The organism is Actinacidiphila glaucinigra (assembly GCF_035918135.1).
Lineage (GTDB): Bacteria > Actinomycetota > Actinomycetes > Streptomycetales > Streptomycetaceae > Actinacidiphila > Actinacidiphila glaucinigra.
In genome coordinates, this window is the sequence record NZ_CP109144.1 from 8,708,443 (window position 1) to 8,729,671 (window position 21,229).

The 21,229-nt window shown below is 73.8% G+C and carries 19 protein-coding genes and 1 pseudogene; 9 read left to right on the plus strand and 11 right to left on the minus strand.

Going from position 1 to position 21,229, the window contains the following annotated elements:
• Nucleotides 1-128 precede the first annotated feature (128 nt).
• Nucleotides 129-626 carry a hypothetical protein gene (locus OIE69_RS39570; protein ID WP_326580028.1) on the plus strand — a complete coding sequence of 166 codons (498 nt, stop codon included), beginning with the start codon at nt 129-131 and terminating at the stop codon, nt 624-626.
• Between the two features lie 34 nt (nt 627-660).
• Here OIE69_RS39570 and OIE69_RS39575 read toward each other — a convergent pair whose 3' ends face one another.
• Complete coding sequence (locus tag OIE69_RS39575; protein ID WP_326580030.1) at nt 661-1,629, minus strand: LysR family transcriptional regulator; 969 nt, start codon at nt 1,627-1,629, stop codon at nt 661-663.
• 137 nt (nt 1,630-1,766) lie between these two features.
• Between OIE69_RS39575 and OIE69_RS39580 the strand changes: the two genes are divergently transcribed.
• Both OIE69_RS39580 and OIE69_RS39585 read left to right on the plus strand, forming a co-directional pair.
• The gene (locus tag OIE69_RS39580) at nt 1,767-2,552 is read left to right on the plus strand and encodes an SDR family NAD(P)-dependent oxidoreductase (protein ID WP_326580032.1); all 786 of its coding nucleotides are present in this window, start codon (nt 1,767-1,769) and stop codon (nt 2,550-2,552) included.
• 349 nt (nt 2,553-2,901) lie between these two features.
• On the plus strand, nt 2,902-3,075 hold the full coding sequence (locus OIE69_RS39585) for a hypothetical protein (protein ID WP_326580034.1): 174 nt from the start codon (nt 2,902-2,904) through the stop codon (nt 3,073-3,075).
• A gap of 38 nt (nt 3,076-3,113) precedes the next feature.
• On the opposite strand, the gene OIE69_RS39590 is transcribed toward OIE69_RS39585, so the two are convergent.
• From OIE69_RS39590 to OIE69_RS39610, 5 genes are all read right to left on the minus strand, one after another.
• Nucleotides 3,114-3,494, minus strand: a complete 381-nt coding sequence (locus OIE69_RS39590) for a thioesterase family protein (protein WP_326580036.1) — start codon at nt 3,492-3,494, stop codon at nt 3,114-3,116.
• A 118-nt stretch (nt 3,495-3,612) separates the two neighbouring features.
• On the minus strand, nt 3,613-3,996 hold the full coding sequence (locus tag OIE69_RS39595; protein ID WP_326580038.1) for a DUF488 domain-containing protein: 384 nt from the start codon (nt 3,994-3,996) through the stop codon (nt 3,613-3,615).
• Nucleotides 3,997-4,092: 96 nt separating this feature from the next.
• Entirely contained in the window at nt 4,093-6,504 is a 2,412-nt protein-coding gene (locus tag OIE69_RS39600) for a SpoIIE family protein phosphatase (protein WP_326580040.1), read from the minus strand.
• A gap of 184 nt (nt 6,505-6,688) precedes the next feature.
• Nucleotides 6,689-7,585 (minus strand): N-acetylmuramic acid 6-phosphate etherase, encoded by an 897-nt coding sequence (gene murQ / locus OIE69_RS39605; RefSeq protein ID WP_326580042.1) that lies wholly within the window; start codon nt 7,583-7,585, stop codon nt 6,689-6,691.
• Nucleotides 7,586-7,634: 49 nt separating this feature from the next.
• Nucleotides 7,635-8,585: a MurR/RpiR family transcriptional regulator gene (locus tag OIE69_RS39610; RefSeq protein ID WP_326580044.1), complete on the minus strand. Its 951-nt coding sequence runs from the start codon at nt 8,583-8,585 to the stop codon at nt 7,635-7,637.
• Between the two features lie 205 nt (nt 8,586-8,790).
• Between OIE69_RS39610 and OIE69_RS39615 the strand changes: the two genes are divergently transcribed.
• The 4 genes from OIE69_RS39615 to OIE69_RS39630 all read left to right on the plus strand — a co-directional run bounded on the left by OIE69_RS39615 (nt 8,791) and on the right by OIE69_RS39630 (nt 15,546).
• The gene (locus OIE69_RS39615; RefSeq protein ID WP_326580046.1) at nt 8,791-9,786 is read left to right on the plus strand and encodes an N-acetylglucosamine kinase; all 996 of its coding nucleotides are present in this window, start codon (nt 8,791-8,793) and stop codon (nt 9,784-9,786) included.
• Nucleotides 9,787-9,794: 8 nt separating this feature from the next.
• Nucleotides 9,795-11,381: a sodium:solute symporter gene (locus tag OIE69_RS39620; RefSeq protein WP_326580048.1), complete on the plus strand. Its 1,587-nt coding sequence runs from the start codon at nt 9,795-9,797 to the stop codon at nt 11,379-11,381.
• Between the two features lie 86 nt (nt 11,382-11,467).
• The gene (locus tag OIE69_RS39625; protein WP_326580050.1) at nt 11,468-12,646 is read left to right on the plus strand and encodes an anhydro-N-acetylmuramic acid kinase; all 1,179 of its coding nucleotides are present in this window, start codon (nt 11,468-11,470) and stop codon (nt 12,644-12,646) included.
• 41 nt (nt 12,647-12,687) lie between these two features.
• Complete coding sequence (locus OIE69_RS39630) at nt 12,688-15,546, plus strand: FAD-binding and (Fe-S)-binding domain-containing protein (RefSeq protein WP_326580052.1); 2,859 nt, start codon at nt 12,688-12,690, stop codon at nt 15,544-15,546.
• Nucleotides 15,547-15,981: 435 nt separating this feature from the next.
• Here OIE69_RS39630 and OIE69_RS39635 read toward each other — a convergent pair whose 3' ends face one another.
• A complete protein-coding gene (locus tag OIE69_RS39635; protein WP_326580054.1) occupies nt 15,982-16,143 on the minus strand; it encodes a hypothetical protein in 162 nt (53 codons plus the stop codon).
• On the opposite strand from OIE69_RS39635, the gene OIE69_RS39640 reads away from it, so the two are divergent.
• Together OIE69_RS39640 and OIE69_RS39645 are read left to right on the plus strand one after the other, a co-directional pair.
• Nucleotides 16,127-16,261: a hypothetical protein gene (locus OIE69_RS39640; protein WP_326580056.1), complete on the plus strand. Its 135-nt coding sequence runs from the start codon at nt 16,127-16,129 to the stop codon at nt 16,259-16,261. The genes OIE69_RS39635 and OIE69_RS39640 overlap by 17 nt on opposite strands.
• A 111-nt stretch (nt 16,262-16,372) precedes the next feature.
• Nucleotides 16,373-16,591 (plus strand): hypothetical protein, encoded by a 219-nt coding sequence (locus tag OIE69_RS39645; protein WP_326580058.1) that lies wholly within the window; start codon nt 16,373-16,375, stop codon nt 16,589-16,591.
• Nucleotides 16,592-16,714: 123 nt separating this feature from the next.
• On the opposite strand, the gene OIE69_RS39650 is transcribed toward OIE69_RS39645, so the two are convergent.
• The 4 genes and pseudogenes from OIE69_RS39650 to OIE69_RS39665 form a co-directional block, all read right to left on the minus strand.
• Nucleotides 16,715-17,137, minus strand: coding sequence for an ATP-binding protein (locus tag OIE69_RS39650; RefSeq protein ID WP_326580060.1), 423 nt, complete (start codon nt 17,135-17,137; stop codon nt 16,715-16,717).
• A gap of 145 nt (nt 17,138-17,282) precedes the next feature.
• A pseudogene (locus tag OIE69_RS39655) lies at nt 17,283-17,732 on the minus strand (SRPBCC family protein).
• A 168-nt stretch (nt 17,733-17,900) separates the two neighbouring features.
• A complete protein-coding gene (locus tag OIE69_RS39660; RefSeq protein WP_326580062.1) occupies nt 17,901-18,953 on the minus strand; it encodes a hypothetical protein in 1,053 nt (350 codons plus the stop codon).
• Between the two features lie 322 nt (nt 18,954-19,275).
• The gene (locus OIE69_RS39665) at nt 19,276-21,156 is read right to left on the minus strand and encodes a transketolase (RefSeq protein WP_326580064.1); all 1,881 of its coding nucleotides are present in this window, start codon (nt 21,154-21,156) and stop codon (nt 19,276-19,278) included.
• Between the last annotated feature and the right edge of the window lie 73 nt (nt 21,157-21,229).

A 21,229-nucleotide genomic window follows, 5' to 3' on the forward strand; every position in this document is an offset into this window, starting at 1 on the left:
GCACAGTTGTGTCATCGCGGGGCGGCCCGAACGCCGTCGTGTGACGACAAGGCCCGCCGCGACCGGGAGCCGGGGCACACGGCGAAACAAAGGTGCGGCCGGGATCTGCCGGCGGGCAGCATGGTGCGGTGCCGGATCTGCTGTGGGACGACGTCCAGGACCTTTTCGACCCCCACTTGACGGGGAGCCTTCCGGACGTGTGCGTGCCCGGCACGACGGCCGAGGACTGGCAGGCGGTGTTCCATCCCGTCCGGGCACGCGGGTGGGCGTGGACGTACGCGGAGGGAGGCGTCGCCGGGCGACTGCCCCGGGCCGCGGAGGTCCTGGTGCGTCAGGAGGACGCGGAGACGGCGACGTTGCACGTCTCGCCGGTTCCGGATGTGCTTGCGGTCTTCCGGCTGTTCTCGGCCGGCGAAGTCGGCTTCGACGTCGACCTCCGCGAACTGCGGGGCCAGAGGGGCGTGGACGTCCTGTGCGCCTTCCTCCGGGCCATCGGCCGCCGCCTGCGCAAGCCGGTACTGATGTCGCCCGAGGGCGACTACGGCAACCCCGTACTCGGGTTCGACCCCGCGGTCGGGCGCGTGGTGCTCCTGGTGGACCCCCGTTCCGGGCGAGAGCTGACGTAGTGTCAGATATGCTGCGGCGGCCGGGGGGTCGGCGTCACCAGTCGCGGGCCGCCGCCAGCAGCCGTTCACGCACGGCGGTGACGGGCGCGCGGGCGGGGGCGCCCGCCCGTCCGACCAGGAAGCCGGTGTTGATCGGCGGATCCTCCGGCGTCAGCAACTCCACCAGCGCGCCCGACGCCAGTTCCGCCTCGCACAGGTAACGGGGGAGCACCGTCACGCCCGCGCCCGCGACGACGGCGCCGAGCACGCCGCGCAGGTCGGGGACGACCACCGCGGGCCGGGCGCTCAGGCGCGTGCGGAAGACGTGGCGCCAGTGCCGGCGCAGGATCGGCAGGTCCTCCGCGTACGCCACCAGCGGGACCTCGCGCAGCGGGCCCGGGTCGTCGCAGGTGAGCGGCCCGATCCCGGCGGCCCACTCCGGCGTCGTCACCAGCACGAACTCCTCGTCCATCAGCGGGACGGCGGCCAGGGTACGGCCGCGCGGCCGCACCGCCGACAACACGAGGTCGAAGCGGCCGCCCTGCAGGCCCTCGAGCAGGTCCTCGGCGAGGCCGGTGGTGACGCGCAGCAGCACGCCCCCGGCCGCCAGCGGCGCGAGGACGGGCAGCGCCCGGACGGACAGCATCTCCGCGGGCCCCGCCAGGTGCACCGGTTCCTGGGGCGCATCGGGGCCCGGGTGCCCGCGGCCGGCGACCTCGGCCAGCGCGTCCAGCGGTCCGGCGATCCGCCCGGCCAGTTCGTCGGCCACCGAGGTGGCGGCCACGCCCCGCGGGAGCCGCTCGAAGAGCTGCCGGTCGAGCTGCTGCTCCAGGGCGCGCACCTGCGCGGTCACGGTGGGCTGCGAGACGCGCAGCGTCCGGGCGGCCGTGGTGAGCGAACGGGCCCGGTAGACCGCGAGGAACGTGCGCAGCAGCCCGAGGTCCAGTGGGGCGCCGGGAGGCGGGCCGGGGGCCGTCCCCTCGTCCGGCCGGACACCCTTGTCATCGGAATGCTGATGAGCCATGCCGACGATCCTATTGGCCGGCCGATGGATGTGCGACCTAGGGTCGGGAACGTTCCGCCGCAGGTCAACGGGTGGATCGTCACCCCCGCTCCATCGGGCGGCACCCGCCGTGCCCCCGGAACCGAAAGGTGTACGACATGGCCACGATCCTCATCACCGGCGCGTCCGACGGGCTCGGCCGCGCCCTCGCGGAGGACCTCGCCGCCGACGGCGGGCACACCCTGCTGCTGCACGGCCGCGACCCCGAGCGCCTCGCCGAGGTCGCCGCGGCCACCGGCGGCGAGCCCCACCGGGCCGATCTCTCCTCGCTCGCCGAGGTCCGGCGCCTGGCCGCCGACATCGCCGCACGGCACGACCGGCTGGACGTGCTCGTCAACAACGCCGGTGTCGGCTTCCACGCGGAGGGCACCCGGCGGCAGACGTCCGCCGACGGACACGAACTGCGCCTCGCCGTCAACTACCTGGCACCGGTGGTGCTGACCCGGGAGCTCCTCCCGCTGCTCCACCGCGCGGCGCCCTCGCGGATCGTGAACGTCGCCTCCATCGGCCAGCAGCCGCTCGACCTCGACGACCCCGAACTCACCCGCGGCTACACCGACGTCGCCGCCTACTGCCGCTCCAAGCTGGCGCTCATCTGCCACAGCCTCGACCTCGCAGGAGAACTCTCCGGCACCGGCATCACCGTCAACAGCGTCCACCCGGCGACCTTCATGCCCACCGCCATGTCCCGGCGCTCGGGGATGGAGGTGGTCGACTCCCTGGAGCAGGGCGTCGCCGCCACCCGGCGCCTGGTCGACGCGCCCGAGACGGAGGGCGTCACCGGCCGGTACTTCGAGGGCGAGAAGGAGGCCAGCGCGGCCGCCGAGGCCTACGACGCGCAGTACCGGCGGCGCCTCGCCGAGGTCACCGCCTCGCTGCTCTGACCCGGCGGAGCGGACTCAGTGGCGCAACCTGGCGTCCGGTCCGCAGATGTGCAGGAAGCAGTTGCGCCAGACGCGCAGTGAGGCCTTGCGGCCCTCTACGTCCTCGAGGGTGAGCTCCAGGTCCTGCAACGCCAACCCGGCTCGGGCGTGCAGGGGAGCAGGAAGAACGGCATGTCGCAGCCGTCGTCGCCGAGGTTGCCGATCACGGTGTCCCCCCCCGCACCAGCCGCCACGTCATGACGCCCCCTGACCTACGGCCCGGAACCCGCGCCTTCGGGTCCTCGCGGCAGGGGGTTTGAGCCACCGCCGTACGGGCACGCGGCCGGTGAGAGGTCGTGGAGGTGCCGAGATGAGCGCGGGAGAGAAGACCAAGGCGAAGATGGAGCAGGTCGTCGGGAAGTCGGTGCGGAAGGCGGCCCACGCGATGCACAAGGAGAAGCTCGCGGCCAAGGGCGCGGCCCTCGAATCGCGCGGCAGGATGCGGGGCTCGAAGGAGAGGACCAAGGACGTCTTCAAGCACTGACCCACGCGCCCACGGGCGCCGGGGCCGAGCCCCCTCCGTCAGGATGCCTCGCCGGGGTGCTCCGGATCGAGTGCGGCCGCCAGGAAACGCTCACGGTCGACGACGGCACGGTCGATCTCGCCGGTCGCGACGAGCCGGCCCGCGTCGTCCACGGCCCGGACCCGGAAGGTGAGGCGGCGCCCGGTGGGGGAGGGCGGAGGGTCGGCGGAGACGTCGACCTTGCCGCCGACCGGCGTGGCGCGGACGTGCTCGACGCGCAGCGCCGTCCCCACCGTCGTCTGGCCAACCGCGGTGAAGGGTGCCGCGGCGTGCACCGTCTCCGCCTCCATCCAGGCGATGAGCTGCGGTGTGGACAGCACGGGTACGTCGCCGCTGCCCGCCGTCGTGGCGGTGTCGGCATCGGTCACTACGTGGCGCATGCGTCCACGCTAGCGCGCCGTTCGGGGTCCGGGACCATGGTGCGCCGACGGTGCGAGGCGCGGGGACACGACGAAGAGCGGCCCGCGAACGGTGGCGCCCCCGGCCTGCCTCCCGTCACTACCCTCCCGAGGACCGTGCGGCCCTCGGGGAGTCCAGCCAGTCGGCGAGCACGGCCGCCTCACTGTGGTCGACGTCCTTGGTGGCGGTCAGCAGGGTGACCCTGTCGTGGGCGGCGAGGTCGCGCAGGTGCTCGACGGCGGGCCGGTGGTCGGCGTCCTCCAGCTCGGTGATGTACCGGTCGCGGAACTCGGGGAAGCGCTCCGTGTCGTGGTGGTACCACTGGCGCAGGTCGGAGGACGGCGCCACGTCGCGGAGCCACTCGTCCAGGTGGGCCCGCTCCTTGCTCACGCCCCGGGGCCACAGCCGGTCGACGAGCACGCGCTTGCCCTCCTGCGCCGAGGCGTCCTCGTAGATCCGCCGGTAGCCGAACCGTCCGGTCATGGCCGTCGCCGCCTTCCCGTGGTCGCCCTGCCCCCGTGATCTTCACTCTATCGGCGGTGCGGTGCCGCGGCCCGTCCGGAAGGGCGGCGGCCGGGCTCAGCCGGCCTGGTCCAGTTGCTGCTCCGCCCAGATGGTCTTCCCGCAGTCCGTCGGCCGGCTGCCCCAGCGGGAGGAGAGCTGCGCCACCAGGAAGAGCCCGCGCCCGCCCTCGTCGTAGGTGCGCGCCCGGCGCAGATGGGGGGCGGCGTTGCTCCCGTCGGTGACCTCGCAGATCAGGGAGCGGTCCCTGATGAGCCGCAGACGGATGGGGGCGCGTCCGTGCCGCAGGGCGTTGGTGACGAGTTCGCTGACGATGAGCTCGGTGGCGAATGCCCGGTCCTCCAGTCCCCAGGCCGTGAGCTGCGCGCTCGCCTCCTCGCGTACCGCCGCGACGGCGGCGGGATCGGCCGGTACGTCCCAGTGGGCGACGTCGGCCGCGGCCAGCGCGCGGGGCCGTGCGACGAGCAGTGCGGCGTCGTCACTGCCGCCCTCGGGCAGCAGGGCGTCCATGATGTCCTCGCAGACCGCCGTGATCGAGGACGAGGCCGTGGCCAGGGACGCCTGGAGCCTGGCGATCCCCTCGTCGAGGTCCTGCTGCCGGGATTTCACCAGCCCGTCGGTGAACAGGACCAGCAGGCAGTCCTCGGGCAGGGTCAGCTCGACGGACTCGAAGGGGAGCCCGCCCAGCCCGAGGGGCGGTCCCTCGGGGAGTTCCACCCGGTGGCTCGTGCCGTCGGGCAGCACCAGCAGAGGTTCCACGTGGGCGGCCCGGGCCATCCGGCACCGGCGCGAGACGGGGTCGTACACCGCGTAGAGGACCGACGCCCCGACCTCCGGATCGGGGGCGTTGGCCTGCGTCTCCCGGTCCAGCCGGTTCACGATGTCGTCGAGGCCGGTGAGCAGCTCCTCCGGGGGGAGGTCGACGTCGGCGAGGGTGCGGACGACCGAGCGCAGGCGTCCCATCGTCGCGGCCGCCCGCACCCCGTGCCCCACGACGTCGCCCATGACCAGGGCGACGCGCGCGCCGGACAGCGGGATCACGTCGAACCAGTCGCCGCCCACGCCCGCGGCGAGGTCGGCGGGCCGGTAGCCGTACGCGGCGTCGACCGCGTTCTGGGCGGGCGGTTCCCTGGGCAGCAGGCTCTGCTGCAGGGTCAGGGCGGTGCTGTGCTCGCGCTGGTAGTTGCGGGCGTTGTCGATCGAGATGGCGGTGGTGGCGGCCAGTTCCTCGGCGAGCAGCAGATCGTCGGAGTCGAACGCCGCCCCTCGGCGCAGGAACGTCACCACGCCCAGGGTGCTGCCCCGGGCGGTCAGCGGGGCGCAGACGGCTCCTCCGCGCGCGTCCCGGTCGAAGCCGCCCTCGCGCTCGGCCCAGATCGCGGCCTCGTGCGGCAGGTCGACCCTTACGGCCCGCCGCTCGGACAGCGCGCGGCCGGGCAGGGACCGCCGGTCCACGACGTGCCAGGGGGGTGTGCCCGGGTCGTCGGGGAGGCGGTCCGGCCGGGGGAGGGGCCACTCGCGCCCGCTCGCGGCCGCGAGCCGGACCTCCACCGGGTCGCGGGAGGCCGTACCGCCGCCTTCGAGTGCCTGGGGCAGCAGATGCACCATGGCGACGTCGGCGAGGTCGGGCACCGCGAGGTCGGTGAGCTCCTGGGCCGTCCTGCCCACGTCGAGGGAGAGCCCGATGCTGCGGCGGGCGTCGTTGAGGAGGACCAGGCGCCGGCGGGCCCAGAATTCCGCGGAGTTGTCACGCGCCATGGAGCAGAGCCCCACCAGGGTGCCGCCCTCGTCCCGGAGGGGGTCGATGTGGATCGCCCATTCGTGGGGCCGCTTCTCGCCGGGCACCTGCTCGTGGGTGAGGACGTACTGCGCCGTGCCGGTGTCGCGGGCGCGGCGGAGCGCCTCCTCGACGGCGTAGTGCTGGCTGTCGGGGGTGAGGATCTCCGTGAGCAGGCGCCCCCGCATCCGGTCGACGTCGGCGCTGAACAGCCGGACCGTGCGTTCGTTGGCCCACAGGAGGCGAAGGCCGGGGGACCACACGACGATGGCGGCGGACGACTGGGACCAGGCCCGCTCCACCATGCCGCCGGCGCCGGTCCAGTCACCGCCGCCGGTGTCCTCGTCCGCCGCCGGACCGCGCGGCCCGCTGACGAACCACACGGTGGACCTTCCGTCCGCGGAGGCCGGCCGGATCAGCACGTCGGCCTCCACCCGGCGGCCCGCCTTGTCCCGGAACACGGCCCGGTCCGCCCAGCGGCGGTCGGTCAGACCCGATGCCAGGGCCCGGCGCGCGTCCGTGTCGACGAGGTCCAGCGCGGGGCGGCCGATCACCTCGTCCCGGCGGTAGCCGAGGATGCTCTCGGCTCCGGCGCTCCAGCCGTCGACGCGGCCGTCGGGGTCGACGGAGATGACCCCGCCCTGGTGCGCTGCCGGGCCGCTGTGTGTGCCCCCCGGTTCCGCTGCGTGCATGTCGGGATCGTCTCGTCCTTGGCCGTGTGTGGGGAGGCTCGCCTCCCCAGGGGGAAACCGCCGCGATGTGCGGCAGATTCCCCCGATCACCGGGGCCTACGCGGACGGCGGCGTTCCGGATGTGGCGCCCGTGGCGTGAGTGGCCGCGGACCGCCGGGCCGCCCCGGCCCGGCGGGCGCCGGTGTCAGGCCTGGCCGGCGGCGGTGCGGGTGTCGCCGTGGGCCTGCTCGATGCGCCGGGCGGCCTCCTCGGCGGTGGCGCCGGTGAGCAGCATCACGATGGCCGTCTTGGCGTGGCCGCCGGCGGCGGTCAGGGCTTCGGCGGCGGTGTCGGGGTCGGCCCCGGTGGCCTGGACGACCATGCGCCTCGCGCGGTCGACCAGCTTGTTGTTGGTGGCGCGCACGTCGACCATGAGGTTTCCGTAGACCTTGCCGACGCGGACCATCGACGCGGTGGAGAGCATGTTGCAGACCATCTTCTCGGCGGTGCCGCCCTTGAGCCGGGTGGAGCCGGTGAGGATCTCCGGGCCGGTGGGCACCTCGATCGGGATGTCGGCGTAGCGGCTGACGAGGGCGTCGCGGTTGCAGGCCACGGAGACGGTGACGGCACCCCGCGTCGCGGCGTGCTTGAGGCCGCCGATGACGTAGGGGGTGCGGCCGCTGGCGGCGAGGCCGACGACGGTGTCCCGTTCGTTGACGCCGATCTCGTCGAGGTCGGCGATCGCCCGGGCGGGCTCGTCCTCGGCACCCTCGACGGCCACGATGAAGGCGCCGGGGCCACCGGAGAGCAGGCCGACGACCTGCTCGGGCGCTGTGCCGAACGTCGGCGGGCACTCGACGGCGTCGAGCAGGCCTATCCGGCCGCTGGTGCCGGCACCGAGGTAGATGAGGCGGCCGCCGCGGCGCAGGGACTCGGTGATGGCCTCGACGGCGGTGCCGATGTCGGGGAGCGCCTCGCGGACGGTGAGGGCGACGGTCTGGTCCTCGGCGTTCATCACGGTGAGGAGCTCGGAGACCGGCATGCGGTCCAGTTCGGCGGTCCGCTCGTTGCGGGTCTCGGTGCCGAGTGTGCTGAGGTCCACGGCGCGGTCGTCCTTTCGGTGGTGCTGGGGTGTGGTGCGGGGCCGGCCGTCAGTCGTCGGCCGGGGTGCGGCGCTGGGGTTGCGGGCGCCTGCGGCGCTGCACGGCTCCGTAGGTCTTCTGCAGCGCCGCGGTCGTCGCGTCGTAGGAGCGCTGGGCGACGCCGACGAACAGGCAGTCGATCACAGCGAGCTGGGCGATCCGGCTGACGGTGGCGCCGGATCGGAAGGGGGTCTCGCGGGCGCAGGTCGCGAGCACCAGGTCGGCGCTGTCGGCGAGGGTGGAGCCCGGGACGTTGGTGAGGGCGATGGTGGTGGCGCCGCGTTCGGCGGCCGCCTGGAGGGGCTCGACGGTGTCCTCGGTCTCCCCGGAGTGGGAGACGGCCAGCGCCACGTCGCCGGGGCCGAGGAGGGCGGCGGCGGTCAGAGCCGCGTGGCGGTCGGTCCAGATGAACGCCATGTGGCCGATGCGGTGCAGCTTCTGGTGCAGGTCCTGTCCGACGAAGGCGCTGGCGCCGACGCCGAAGATGTCCACGCGCCGGGCGCCCGCCACGGCGTCGACGGCCCGGCCGAGCGCCTCGATGTCCAGCCCGGCCCCGGAGTCCTCCAGGGCGCGGACCTCGTTGTAGACGATCTTGTGGACGATCTGTTCGAGGGTGTCGGTGGCGCTGATGTCGGTGCCCGGTGTCGGGCGCTCGCCGCCGAGCGCGTGTTCGCGGGCCGCGGCCGCGGCCAGGGCGAGCCGCAGCTGGGGGTAGTTGCCCAGCTTCATCGTCCGGCAGAAGCGCATGACGGTGGCCACGGAGGTGGTGGCCCGTTCGGCGAGGGCGCTGATGGACAGCTCCGCCGCCTGTGCCGGATCGGCCAGGACGGCTTCGGCCACCCGCCGCTCGGAGGGCGCCAGGCCGGGCAGGGCCGCGCGGATACGGGCCAGGGTGTCGCCGCCGGAGGCGGTCTCCTGTGCCGGCTGCGCGGAGGTGCGGGTCGGGTCCTGGGAGGCCATGGATGGGTTCCCTCCTGAGTGGGTGGCGTCAGCGTAACCACGCCCCGTCGGCTGCGTCAAAAATTTACGTGATGCATTTCGTGAAGTTACTTATTGACATACGGAGGTCTGCCTTCCGATACTCGCTGCACCGCGATCCGCACCGGTCACCGCCGACCGTGACCACCCGCCGTGCCGGATCCCGTACGACACGAGGGCGTGCCGCATGACAGCAGCAGTGGCTGTGGACCTGGGGAAGACGGGCTGCCGTGCCGTGCTCATCAGCACGGACGGCACCGCCGGCCCCGTCCACGAGGTTCCGGGGGCACCCGGACTCGCAGCCGAGGGCGGTGTCGAGGCCGCGCGTGGCGCGGTGCTCGCCGCCGTCCGGCCGCTGATCGAGCGGCACACCCCCGGCCGGCTCGCCGCCGTCTGCGTCGGCGCCGCCGGAGCGGCCGCGGCCCCCGAGGCCGCCCGCACCCTCGCCGAACTGCTGCTCCAGGACCTGCCCGCGGACGAGGTCGCCGTCACCAGCGACGCCGTCACCGCACACGCGGGCGCTCTCGGCGGCCGTACGGGCGTGGTGCTGGCCATCGGCACCGGCTCGGTCGCCATCGGCATCGGCGAGGACGGCTCGTACGCCCGCGTCGACGGCTGGGGCCCGTGGCTCGGCGACGAGGGCAGCGGCGCGTGGATCGGGGTCACCGGCCTGCGGGCCGCGCTCCGGGCCCACGACGGCCGCGGACCGGACACGGCGCTGCTGGCCGCGGCCACCCGGCGCTTCGGCGACCCGGACACGCTGCCCGCCGCCCTGGCCGCCGGCGGCAACCCCGCCCGCACCGCGGCCTCCTTCGCCCCGGACGTCGCCCACGCCGCCGCATCCGGCGACCCCGTCGCCGACATGATCGTCCGGGACGCCGCCACCGCGCTCGGCGAGGCCGTACTCGCCGCCGCGGCCCGGATCGGCGGCGAGGTCCTGCCCGTCACCGTCACCGGCGGGCTGACCGGCCTCGGCGAACCGCTCATGGCGCCGCTGCGCGCGGCGCTGGAGGCCTCCCCGCGACCGCTGGACCCGCGGCCCCCGCTCGGGGACCCGCTGGACGGCGCGCGCCTGCTGGCACGGGACGCCACCGTGCCGCACGAACCCCACGTCGTCCGAGTCGGCCGGACGACGTCACCTACTGTCCCCACCATGCCGGTGATCCCGCCGGCTGTTGTTTAGGAGCGAGCGTGCGTCAACTCGACCTCGTCGTGATCGTCGTCTATCTGATCGCCATCGCGTGGATCGGACTGCGACTGGCCGGACGGCAGAAGACGGCGAAGGACTACTTCGTCGGCGAAGGGCACATGCCCTGGTGGACCGTCTCCTTCTCCGTGGTGGCCACCGAGACCAGCGTGCTGACCGTCATCAGCGTGCCCGGCGGTGCCTACAGCGGGCAGGGCTTCGGCAACGTCGAACTCGCCCTCGGCTACGTCATCGGCCGCGTGGTCGTCGCCACCGTGCTGATCCCCCTGTACAAGCGCGGCGGTTTCGTCAGCGCCTACCAGTACCTGGGCAACAGATTCGGGTTGAAGCTGCAAGGACTGGCCTCCATCACCTTCGTCTTCACCCGCCTCCTCGCCGAGGGTGTCCGCCTGTTCGCCTCCGCGATCCCGATCAAGCTGCTGCTCGACGAGTTCGGCGTGCACGCGGGCTACCGCCTGATCATCGTCGTCCTCACCGTGATCACCGTCGTCTACACCTACCTCGGCGGCATCAAGGCGGTCATCTGGACCGACGCCATCCAGATGGGCCTCTACCTCGGCGGCGCCATCCTCGCCATCGCCGTGCTCTCCGGCCACGTCGGCGGCAGCGGCTTCTCCGACGCCCTGCACTCGGGCCACTTCAAGCTGTTCGACACCAACTTCGACCTGGCGCACATCCTCACCAGCCCGTTCGCCCTGCCGACCGCGATCATCGGCGGCGCCATCTTCGCGATGGCCAGCCACGGTTCCGACCAGCTGATCGTCCAGCGCGTCCTGGCCACCCGCTCGCTGCGCGACGGCCAGAAGGCCATGATCGCCTCCGGTGTCTTCGTCACCCTCCAGTTCGCCGCCTTCTCGCTCGTCGGCGCGCTGCTGTGGTCGTACAACAAGGGCAAGAGCTTCTCCGAGCTGGGTCTGCACAGCTCCGACAACCTCTACCCGAACTTCATCCTGCACGGGCTGCCCGTGGTGATCTCCGGTCTGCTCGTGGCCGGCATCCTCGGCGCCGCGATGGGCTCCCTGTCCTCCGCGCTGAACTCCATGTCCAACTCGACCGTCGCCGACATCATCCACAGCTTCTTCCGCAGCACCCCGTCGGAGGAGTCGCTGCTCAAGCTCGCCCGGGTGATGACGCTGGTGTGGGCCGTGCTCATGGCGGTCTTCGCCTGCGCCTTCAGCACCAGCACCGGCAACGTCTACCTCACCGGCCTGACCATCGCGGGCTACACCTACGGCGCGCTGCTCGGCGCCTTCCTGCTCGGCCGGATCATCAGGCGCGCCAACGAGGTCGACGCGGTCGTCGCCTTCCTGGTCACGGTCGGCGTGATGACCTACATCGTGCGCTCGGTGAAGATCGACGTCACCGTGGCGGGGGCGACGGTGCCGACCGCCATCGCCGCCCAGTGGCTGGTGCCGATCGGCGTGGTGATCACCCTGGTGATCGGCGGTGTGATGAGCCTGTTCCACCAGGCCCCCGAGGTCCGCGAGGTGCACGAGGCCGAGCTGGCCGGCGGCGGACCGGAGTCCGGCTCCGGTCCGGGTCGCGTCGCGGCGGGCGCCGGCGTCGAATGAGGACTCCCGGGGTGGGGGCCGCCGACGGGCGGCCCCCACCCCGGGGCACCACACGACCGCCCCGCACACAAGAGTTGGGAGAAGCAATGCGTGTGATCGGCCTGATGTCGGGCACCTCGTACGACGCCATCGAGGCGGCCGCCGCCGACCTCACCCTGGACGGCGAGACCCTGCTCATGCGGCCGCTCGGCCATCTGTCCGTGCCCTACGCCGACGGACTGCGGGACCTCATCACCGCCACGCTGCCGCCCTCGACGACGACCACCCAGGACGTCTGCGCCCTGGACACGGGCGTCGGACAGGCCTTCGCGGGGGCCGCGGCACGCGCGCTCGACGAGCTGTGCGGGGGCGCCGCCGATCTGGTCGTGTCCCACGGCCAGACGATGCACCACTGGGTCGAGGACGGAACCGTCCGCGGCACCCTGCAACTGGGCCAGCCGGCCTGGATCGCCGAAACCACCGGGCTGCCGGTCGTGTCCGACCTGCGCAGCAGGGACGTGGCCGCGGGCGGCCAGGGCGCCCCGCTGGTCGGGATGACCGACACCCTGCTGCTGCGCGGGCTCCCGGGAGTGCCCGCCGCGCTCAACCTCGGCGGCATCGCCAACATCACCGTCGTCGCCCCCGGCGCGGAGCCCCTGGCCTTCGACACCGGCCCCGCCAACGCCCTGCTGGACGCGGCCGTACGCCACTTCACCGGCGGCGCCGCCGCCTACGACGAGGACGGCCGCCGCGCGGCCGCCGGACGCACCGACCCCGACCTGCTCAAGGTCCTCCTCGACGACCCCTACTACCGCAGGCCCGCACCGAAGAGCACCGGCAAGGAACTCTTCCACCTGCCGTACCTGCAGCGGGCCCTGGCCGCCGTGCCGACACCCGGCACCGACGACGTCCTCGCCACCCTGACCAGGCTCACCGCCGTCACCGTCGCCGACGCCTGCCGGGCCCACGGGGTCACCAGCCTGGTCGTGTCCGGCGGAGGCGCCCACAACCCCGTGCTGATGGGCATGATCGGCGAGGAACTGCCCGGTGTGACGCTGCGGCCCAGCGACGACCTGGGCCTGCCCTCCGACGCCAAGGAGGCCCTCGCCTTCGCCGTGCTCGGCTTCCTCACCGTCAACGGCCTGCCCGGCACCCTCACCTCGGGCACCGGCGCCCGCCGCGCCACGCTGCTGGGCAGCATCACCCCCGGCCTGGCCCCGCTGCGCCTGCCCGAACCCGCCGCGCAGCCGCCCCGCCTGCTGCGGATCACCGACCCCGCCCACTGAGCGCCGCAGGCCCCGCGTCGTACCGTCGTACCCGAGGAACCATGAGCACCTCCGCCGCCACCCCCGCCACCACGTCCCGCACCGCCGACCCCGGCCCGGCCGGGTGGCTGGCCGACTGCGTGGCCGACCCCTCCCGGGTCTCCACCGACGTGCCCCGCAGGGTCGCGGCCGCCCATGACGCCTCGCCGTACCTCTTCACGCCGCAGGCCGTGGTGCGCGCCGCGTCCGCCGCCGAGGTGGGCGCGCTCATGGCCGGCGCGCGCCGCGCCGGGGTGCCGCTCACGCTGCGCTCCGGCGGTACGAGCCTGGCGGGGCAAGCCGGCGGCGACGGCGTCCTGGTGGACGTCCGTACGCACTGGCGCTCCGCCGAGGTCCTCGACGAGGGCCTGCGCATCCGGCTGCAGCCGGGACTCACGGTGCGCCAGGCCAACGCGCGGCTGGCCCGCCACGGGCGCCGGCTCGGCCCCGACCCGGCGAGCGAGAGCGCCTGCACCATCGGCGGGCTCGTCGCCAACAACTCCAGCGGCATGAACTGCGGCACCCAGGACAACGCCTACCGCACCATGGAGTCGCTGCAGTTCGTGCTGCCCTCGGGCACCGTCGTCGACACCGCCGCACCCGACGCGGACGCCGCCCTGCGCGCCCACGAGCCCGACCTGCACGCCGGACTGCTCCGGCTGCGCGACCGGGTCCGCGGTTCGGCCGCCTCACGCGCCACCATCGAGCGGCTGTTCGCGATGAAGAACACCATGGGCTACGGGCTCAACTCGTTCCTCGACCACACCGACCCCGCCGACATCCTCGCCCACCTGATGATCGGCAGCGAGGGCACCCTCGGCTTCGTCGGCGAGGCCGTCTTCCGTACCGTCCCCCTGCTGCCGCACACCGCCACCGGCCTGCTGATCCTGCCGGGCCTCGCCGAGGCGACCGACGCCCTGCCCGCGCTGCTGGCCGCCGGTGCCCGCACCGCCGAACTCCTCGACGCCGCCTCGCTGCGCGTCGCACAGCAGGCCGCCGACCCCGTCGACGAACTGCGCGGGCTGCGCGTGGAACGCCACGCCGCCCTGCTGGTGGAGTTCGCCGAGGACGACGCCGAAGCGCTCGACGCCACCGTGGCCGCCGCCCGGCCCGTCCTGGACCGGCTGCCCGCCGTCACCGGGGCCGCGCTCACCCGCGACGCCGCGGTCCGCGGCCGCCTCTGGCACCTGCGCAAGGGCCTGTACACGGCCGTCGCCGGAGCGCGCCCCGCCGGGACGACCGCCCTCCTGGAGGACATCGCGGTGCCCATGGAGCGGCTGACCGGCACCTGCGAGGGCCTGATCGGCCTCTTCGACCGGTACGGCTACCAGGACGCGGTCATCTTCGGCCACGCCCGCGACGGCAACCTGCACTTCATGCTCACCCAGGACTTCGACACCCGCGCCGAGACCGAGCGCTACGCCCGCTTCACCGACGCCATGGTCGACCTCGTCCTGGACGCCGGCGGCACCCTGAAGGCCGAGCACGGCACCGGGCGCGCCATGGCCCCCTTCGTCCACCGCCAGTACGGCGACGAACTGTACGACGTGATGCGCGAGCTCAAGCGGCTCTGCGACCCCCACGACATCCTCAACCCCGGCGTCCTGCTCACCGACGACCCGGCCGCGCACCTGCGCGACCTCAAGAGCGTCCCCCCGGTCGACCCGGCCGTCGACGCGTGTGTGGAGTGCGGCTACTGCGAGCCGGTCTGCCCCACCGCCGACGTCACCACCACACCCCGGCAGCGCATCGCCCTGCAGCGCGAGATCGCCCTGGCCACCGCCGCCGGCGACGAGGAACGCCGCCGCGCCCTGGAGGCGGACTACGCGTACGCGGCCGTCGACAGCTGTGCGGCGGACAGCCTGTGCGTCACCGCCTGCCCCGTCACGATCGACACCGGCGCCGTCATGAAGCGCCTGCGCGCGCAGCGCCACAGTCCCACCGCCCAGCGCCTCGGCGACACCACCGCCCGGCACTGGGGGAGCGCTGTCACCGGTGTGCGCGCCGCCCTCAACACCGCCCACGTCCTGCCCGCCCCGGTCCTGCGCGGCGCCACCGGCGCGGTCCGCAAGCTGGGGGCGACGGAGCTGGTGCCCACCTGGTCCGGCGACATCCCGCGCGGTGGCCCGGCCCGTCCCGCCCCGCGGAACCCCGAAGGGGCGCGGGCGGTGTTCTTCGCCGCCTGCATCGGCAGCGTCTTCGCCCCCGAAGGGGACTTCGGCGGCGCGGCCGCCGCCTTCCTGCGGCTGTGCGAACGCGCCGGCGTCCAGGTCACGGTCCCCGACGGCCTGACCGGCCTGTGCTGCGGCACGCCATGGCAGTCCAAGGGCTACACCGACGGGCACCGCACCATGGCCGGGCGGACCCTGGAGGCACTGTGGGAGGCCAGCGACGGCGGGCGGCTGCCGGTCGTGTGCGACGCCTCCTCCTGCACCCACGGTCTCGAGCAACTGGCCGACACCCTCGCGGAGTCCGAGCGCGCCCGCTACTCGGCCCTGCGGTTCGTCGACAGCGTCGCCTTCACCGCCGAGCACCTGCTCCCCGCCCTGCCCGCCGCGCGCCGCATGGGCACCATGGCCCTGCATCCCACCTGCTCCACCGTCCACCTGGGCATCGACGCCGCCCTGCGCCAGGTCGCGGCCGCGGTCAGTGACAAGGTCACCGTCCCCGACAACTGGGGCTGCTGCGCCTTCGCCGGGGACCGCGGCCTGCTCCACCCCGAGGTCACTCAGTCCGCGACGGCCGCCCAGGCCGCGGAGATCACCGCCGGCGCGTTCGACGCGTACGCCTCGTGCAACCGCACCTGCGAGATGGGCATGACCCGCGCCACCGGCCGCCCCTACCGGCACGTCCTGGAACTGCTGGACGAGGCGACCGCCTGACGGGGCGGGCTCGATGCCCGCCCAGCCCCGGCAGGCACGCCCCGTCCGCGGTGCGCCCGACGACCTCGGCGTCCGCCTTCCCCGTGTCGTCCACGGAGCCGTTGACGCAGACCCGCCCCCCGCCACCGCCGACCAGCACGTCGCGCAGAGGATCGAAGCGGGCGCCCCGCAGCTCGATCTGATCGGGTGTCAGTGGCAGGGCCCGTGCCGAGGCCGCGCGCAGGGCGTCCTGCGAGGTCCCCGAGGCAGCCGGCTTCGTCAGGACCGCCGCCGGCGCAAGCCCTTCCCCTGGCGGTCCCGGCCCACGGCCCCGGGGGTGGCGGCCGGATCGGCGCACCCTGCCGTGGTGACCGCGAGCAGGACCGGTCCCAGCGTGCCGGTGAAGCGACGGCGCAACGGCAGGGGTCGTTGAGCGCGGCGCAGGGCGGCCTCGCGTCACGCCGCCCCGTCCGCGTCCTCGTCGGACTCGTCGGTCTCGTCCCATGCGTCCCAGTCCTCATCGGGGAGCCGGGCATCCACCCAGCCCGCGTTGAGCACCAGCCGGGAGGTCCGGTGCACCGTCAGGAAGCCGATCGGGCCGGTGAATTCGACGCTCACGCACTTCGCCGTGGACCGGGGTACGCCCGAGGCCGCGATGCCGAACGCCGTGACGGCGGCGGAGCGGTACCCCGGCGCGCTGAAGGCGGCCGTCACCGTCTGCCCGGCGGCCCCCTGACGCCAACCGGGTTTCCCGCAAGCTCAAATGAGGCTCAAGAGGGAGGGACAAGCCACCATCCCGCGGCTACGATGCGGATGATATAGCTGCTGACACATGGGGAGAGCTGCTGTGGTCGAACGCGGGATCCTCCTGCTCCTGCTCGTGTCCTTCGTGACGTACCTGGTCGTCAAGCTCCTGCGCCGCAGCAACCGCCGCACGGAGAACGCCGACGGCCTGCTCATCGAGCAGGCCCGCCGCCGGCAGGCCTACGACGACCGTTGCGCGTACAACTCGGCGTTCGTGCACCACGCTCCGCTCCCCCACTCCTCGGTCGTCTTCCGTCCCTGACGGGCGGCCGCGGCCGGCCAACCCACGCGGCAAGGCCGTCAGAGGGAATCCCCGCGCGGCGATGGTCAGTTGAGGCGTGGCTCTTCAGCGGCTCATGCGGCGAACGACGGAAGCGGCCCAGGCCTACCAGCCCTCCCGCTTCGGGCCGGGCGGCGTGAAGCACGCCGTTATCGTCTTGCCGTGGTGCTGGGCGTGCGTCTGCCAGTGGTCGGCGAGACCGTCCACGAGGGCCAGGCCGCGCCCGCCGGTGGCGTTCTCATCGGCGTCGCGCGGGGCGGGCACCGTGTCGTCGTCATCGTGGACGCTGACGTGCAGGCACCTGCTGTCCCAGGTGAGGACGACCTCGGCGTCGCTGTGGGCGTGGACGTGCGCGTTGGTGATGAGCTCCGACACGGCCAGCAGGATGTCGTCCACCGTGTCCGGCGCGTCCTTCGTCCAGTCCAGGGCGGCGAGATGGTCCCGCGTCCACCGGCGGCCGGCCCTGACCCCGCCGGACACGGGGAACGACCGTGCCCAGCCGACGGCCCTCAATGATGCGTCGGCCATCGGAGTGCTCCCTTCTGCTCCGTGACGGCACAAGTACGCCTACCCCGCCTGCCGTCGTCCATGGCGGCGCGAACGGACGACGCAGGTCCCGGACACCGAAGAGTGTCCGGGACCTGCGCCTCGGGCTCGCCGCGGGCGGCGGAGCCTACACCGCGCCGCGCCAGGAGCCGCTCTCCATGCCGCGGGCCTCGATGTGCGCCTTGAAGCGCTTCAGGTCGCCCTTGGCCTGGCGCCTGACGACGCCGAGCTTGTCGGCCACCGTGTCGGCCACGCCGTGCGGCTCGTGCCGGAGTTGCAGCATCACCTTGGTGTGCCTGTCGTCCAGGCGGTGGAAGGTGACCACCCCCGCCTGGTGGACGTCGCCGCCGACCGTGGTCCAGGCGACCCTCTCGTCGGGGATCTGCTCGCTGATCTCGGCGTCGAACTCGCGCGTCACGCCGTCGACCTTGGCGACCCAGTGCGTCAGGGTCGGCGTGCGCTGCTCGATCCGTTCCACCCCCTCCATGAAGTGGGGGAACTCCTAGAACTGCGTCCACTGGTTGTACGCCGTCGTGACCGGCACCGCGACCTCGACCGACTCCTCAACCGTCGACATGTGCCCACCTTCCGGGTCGGCATCCGCTTCGGGATGCGGCGTCTTTCGCCTCGTGGCCCGCGCCTGCCCGGACGGGACGGTGCCAAACCGCGCCGCCTGAACCGCCTTTCGGGCCCACGCGAGGGTCCCCGCCGTGGTGCCACGGCGGGGACCTCGTGCAGCGGCGGCTCAGACGACGGCGCGGGTGCGCTGCTTGGCGGCGCTGATGACGTCGGGACGCCCGCGGTGCTGCCGCTCGTAGTCCATGGCCTGCCGGGCCAGCAGCGGTTCGGCTCCGCGCAGCCGCGCGGTGATCTGATCCGGGCTCATGGTGTCGTAGCCGGGCCAGGGCTGGTTGGCGCGCAGGTTCTCGATGGCGTTCAGGATGCCGACCCGGTCGCCGTGCTCCCGTTCGTAGTCCTCGATCATGGAGAGGTCCGCCTGCGAGAAGATGCGCAGCCGCTGGATGATCTCGGCGACGGGCAGCCGGTCGTAGTCCGCCAGCGGCAGGTCCACGGTGCGGGCCATCGGCGCGTGTGCCCTCGGGGCCTTTCCGGCCGGGCGCTCGGCGTCGCCGGCGGGACGGGCCGCCGGCTGCCCGCCGCCCGTCCAGACGGCCTGCAGCCGTTGGGCGGTGGTGCGCAGCGTGCGGACGGCGGCGTCGGCGATGCCGGCCGCGCCGCGGGGGTGGTGGCCGTCGCCGGCCGCCGTGGTGGCCAGCGCCAGCGCCTGGTCCTCGACGCTGGACTCCAGCTCGCGCAGGAGCTGTTCGTCCTGCCGGCGCAGCGTGCTCAACAGCGCGGAGGCGCGGTCGTCCTGGGCGAGGGTGGCGATGCTCTCGCCGGCGCGGCAGGCGGCGAGCGCCCGCGCGGTGGCGGTGTACTCGTCCTCGGTGTTCCTGAGCAGTTGGTGCTCGTCGGTGTGCGCCCCTCCCGGCAGGATCCCGCGGACCATGCGGGCGCCGATGTGCAGGGGCGCCATCGCCGTGTGGAACGCGCCCGCCGACGCGGTGCGGACCATGTCGCCGGTGTCCCGGAGCAGATGGCGCGGGCGCATGTCCCGGACGTGGGTGTCGATGCGGGCGATGTGGTGCTGGGTCTGGGCGGCATGACGTTCCAGGGTCTGCCGATGGGGACCGACCGGGGTGACGGCCATGTCGGCCCGGAACCGGTCGACCACCGCGGCGTGTGCCTCCCGCACATCCTCGAGCGCGGGTATGAGCGCATCCGTCGTCAATGTCATGCCTGCTCCCTTGTGGGGGTGTCGTGGCGGCCGGGAAGGCCGCCCTGCCGTGCGGCGGCGCCGCCGGGTGGGCGGGCACCGGCACCAGCGTGGGCGACGCGGAGGAAGATCGCCCGGCGAGGGACCCGGGGCCGGGGCGTGCCCCGGGGCCCGGGGCCGGTCCCGGCGTACAGCCGAGGGGCGCCCCGGCCGGCGACCCGGTTAGCCCGTCCAGGTGACGGGCTGCCCGGCGCGGCGCGCTCGGCGCGGGCCGGCGGACGCCGCGGCGGCCGCCGTCACGGGGGACGGCGGCCGCCGGTGCTCGTATCGGACGCGGCGGGGGTCAGCCCGAGGCCAGGCGCCTTGCCGCCTCCGCGATGTGCGTGCGGGAGATGCCGGCGGCGTCCATCAGTTCCTCCGCCGTGCCGGAGCCGGGCAGGTCGCGGACGGCCAGGTGGGCGAAGGCCGGGCCCTGGCGCCGTGCGGCGAGGGCCGACAGGACGGCCTCGCCCAGGCCGCCCTCGGGGTGGTGGTCCTCGGCGACGACGAGGGCACCGGTGTCGCGGGCGGCGCGCGCGAGGGCGTCGGCGTCCACGGGCTTGACCGAGTACAGGTCGATCACCCGGGCCGTGACGCCCTCACCGGCCAGCGCGTCCGCCGCCGCCAGGCACTCGTGCAGCGTGACCCCGGCCCCGACGAGGGTGACCTCGTCGTCGCCGGACTGCCGCAGGGTCTTGGAACCGCCCACCGGGAAGGACTCGTCGGGCCCGTACAGCACGGGATACGCCCCGCGCGTGGTGCGCAGGTACGAGATGCCGTCGAGGTCGGCCTGGGCTGCCGTCAGTGCCGCCGCGGACGTGGCGTCGCTGGGGTACAGCACCGTGGAGCCGTGGACCGCGCGCATCATCGCCAGATCCTCCACGCCCATCTGCGACGGCCCGTCCGCACCGATCTCCACGCCGCAGTGGCTGCCCGACAGGGCCATCGAGATCTGCGAGATGGCCGCCATGCGGATGAAGTCGTGGGCCCGCGTGAGGAAGGCCGCGAACGTCGCGGCGTACGGACGGTAACCGCGCACGGCCATGCCCACGGCAGAGGCGATCATCTGCTGCTCGGCGATGTACGTCTCGAAGTACCGGTCGGGGTAGGCCTTGCCGAAGTCCTCCGCGTGCGTGGAGTTGCCGACCTCGGCGTCCAGCACCACGACGTCGGGGCGGACGCCGACGACGACGAGCGCCTTGCCGAAGGCGACCCGGGTGGCGACCTCGTCCCCGAGCCGGAAGCGCGGCAGGTCCATGGGGGCCGTCGCCGCCGTCGGCGGGCGCGGCGCGGCCTCGGGCGGCCGGGGGCCGCGGACGGTGAGGTGACGTACGCCCCCGAGCTCCGCGATGGCGTGCTCCGCGAGGTCCGGCGGCAGCGGCTTGCCGTGCCAGCCCTCGTGGTCGGCGACCTCCGGGACGCCCTGGCCCTTCACGGTCCTGGCCACGATGACGGTGGGCCCCTGCCTGTCGGCGGCGGTGGTCAGCGCCCGGTCGACGGACTGGAGGTCGTGGCCGTCGACGACCAGGGCGCGGCAGCCGAAGGCCTCGACGCGGCGGGCGTACGCCTCGGTGTCCCACTGCAGTTCCGTCGGGCCGCGCTGGCCGAGCCGGTTGACGTCGACGATCGCCACGAAGTTGGGCAGTTGACGCTGGCCGGCCTTGTCGAGGGCCTCCCAGACCGAGCCCTCGGCCATCTCGCTGTCGCCGCACAACACCCACACCCGGTACGGCTCGTGCTCCAGGTCGCGTCCCGCGGTGGCGATGCCCACGCCGTAGGCGATGCCCTGGCCCAGCGATCCGGTCGCCACGTCCACCCAGGGAAGGACGGGCGTGGGGTGGCCCTGGAGGCGCGCTCCGAACGTGCGGTACGTCGTCATGAGTTCGTGCTCGTCGACGGCGCCCGCGGCGTGGAACATCGCGTACAGCAGGGGAGAGGCGTGTCCCTTGGAGAAGATCAGGTGGTCGTTGGCCGGGTTCTTCGGCTGCCGCCAGTCGTAGCTGAGATGACGGGCCATCAGTACGGCCATCAGGTCGGCGGCGGACAGGCTGGAGGTGGGGTGGCCCGAGCCGGCCGCGGTGCTGGCCCGCACGGAGTCCACACGGAGCTGCTGGGCGAGTTCGAAGACCTGTTCCAGGTCGCTGTCGGGCCCGATCGGGCGGGCGGCGGCTTTCTGGTCCGTCATGACGGATTCCCTCTTCGCACGGAGGACTCTTCGTATCTGATGCCTGCTACCCACCGGTTTGTGCGCCACTCAT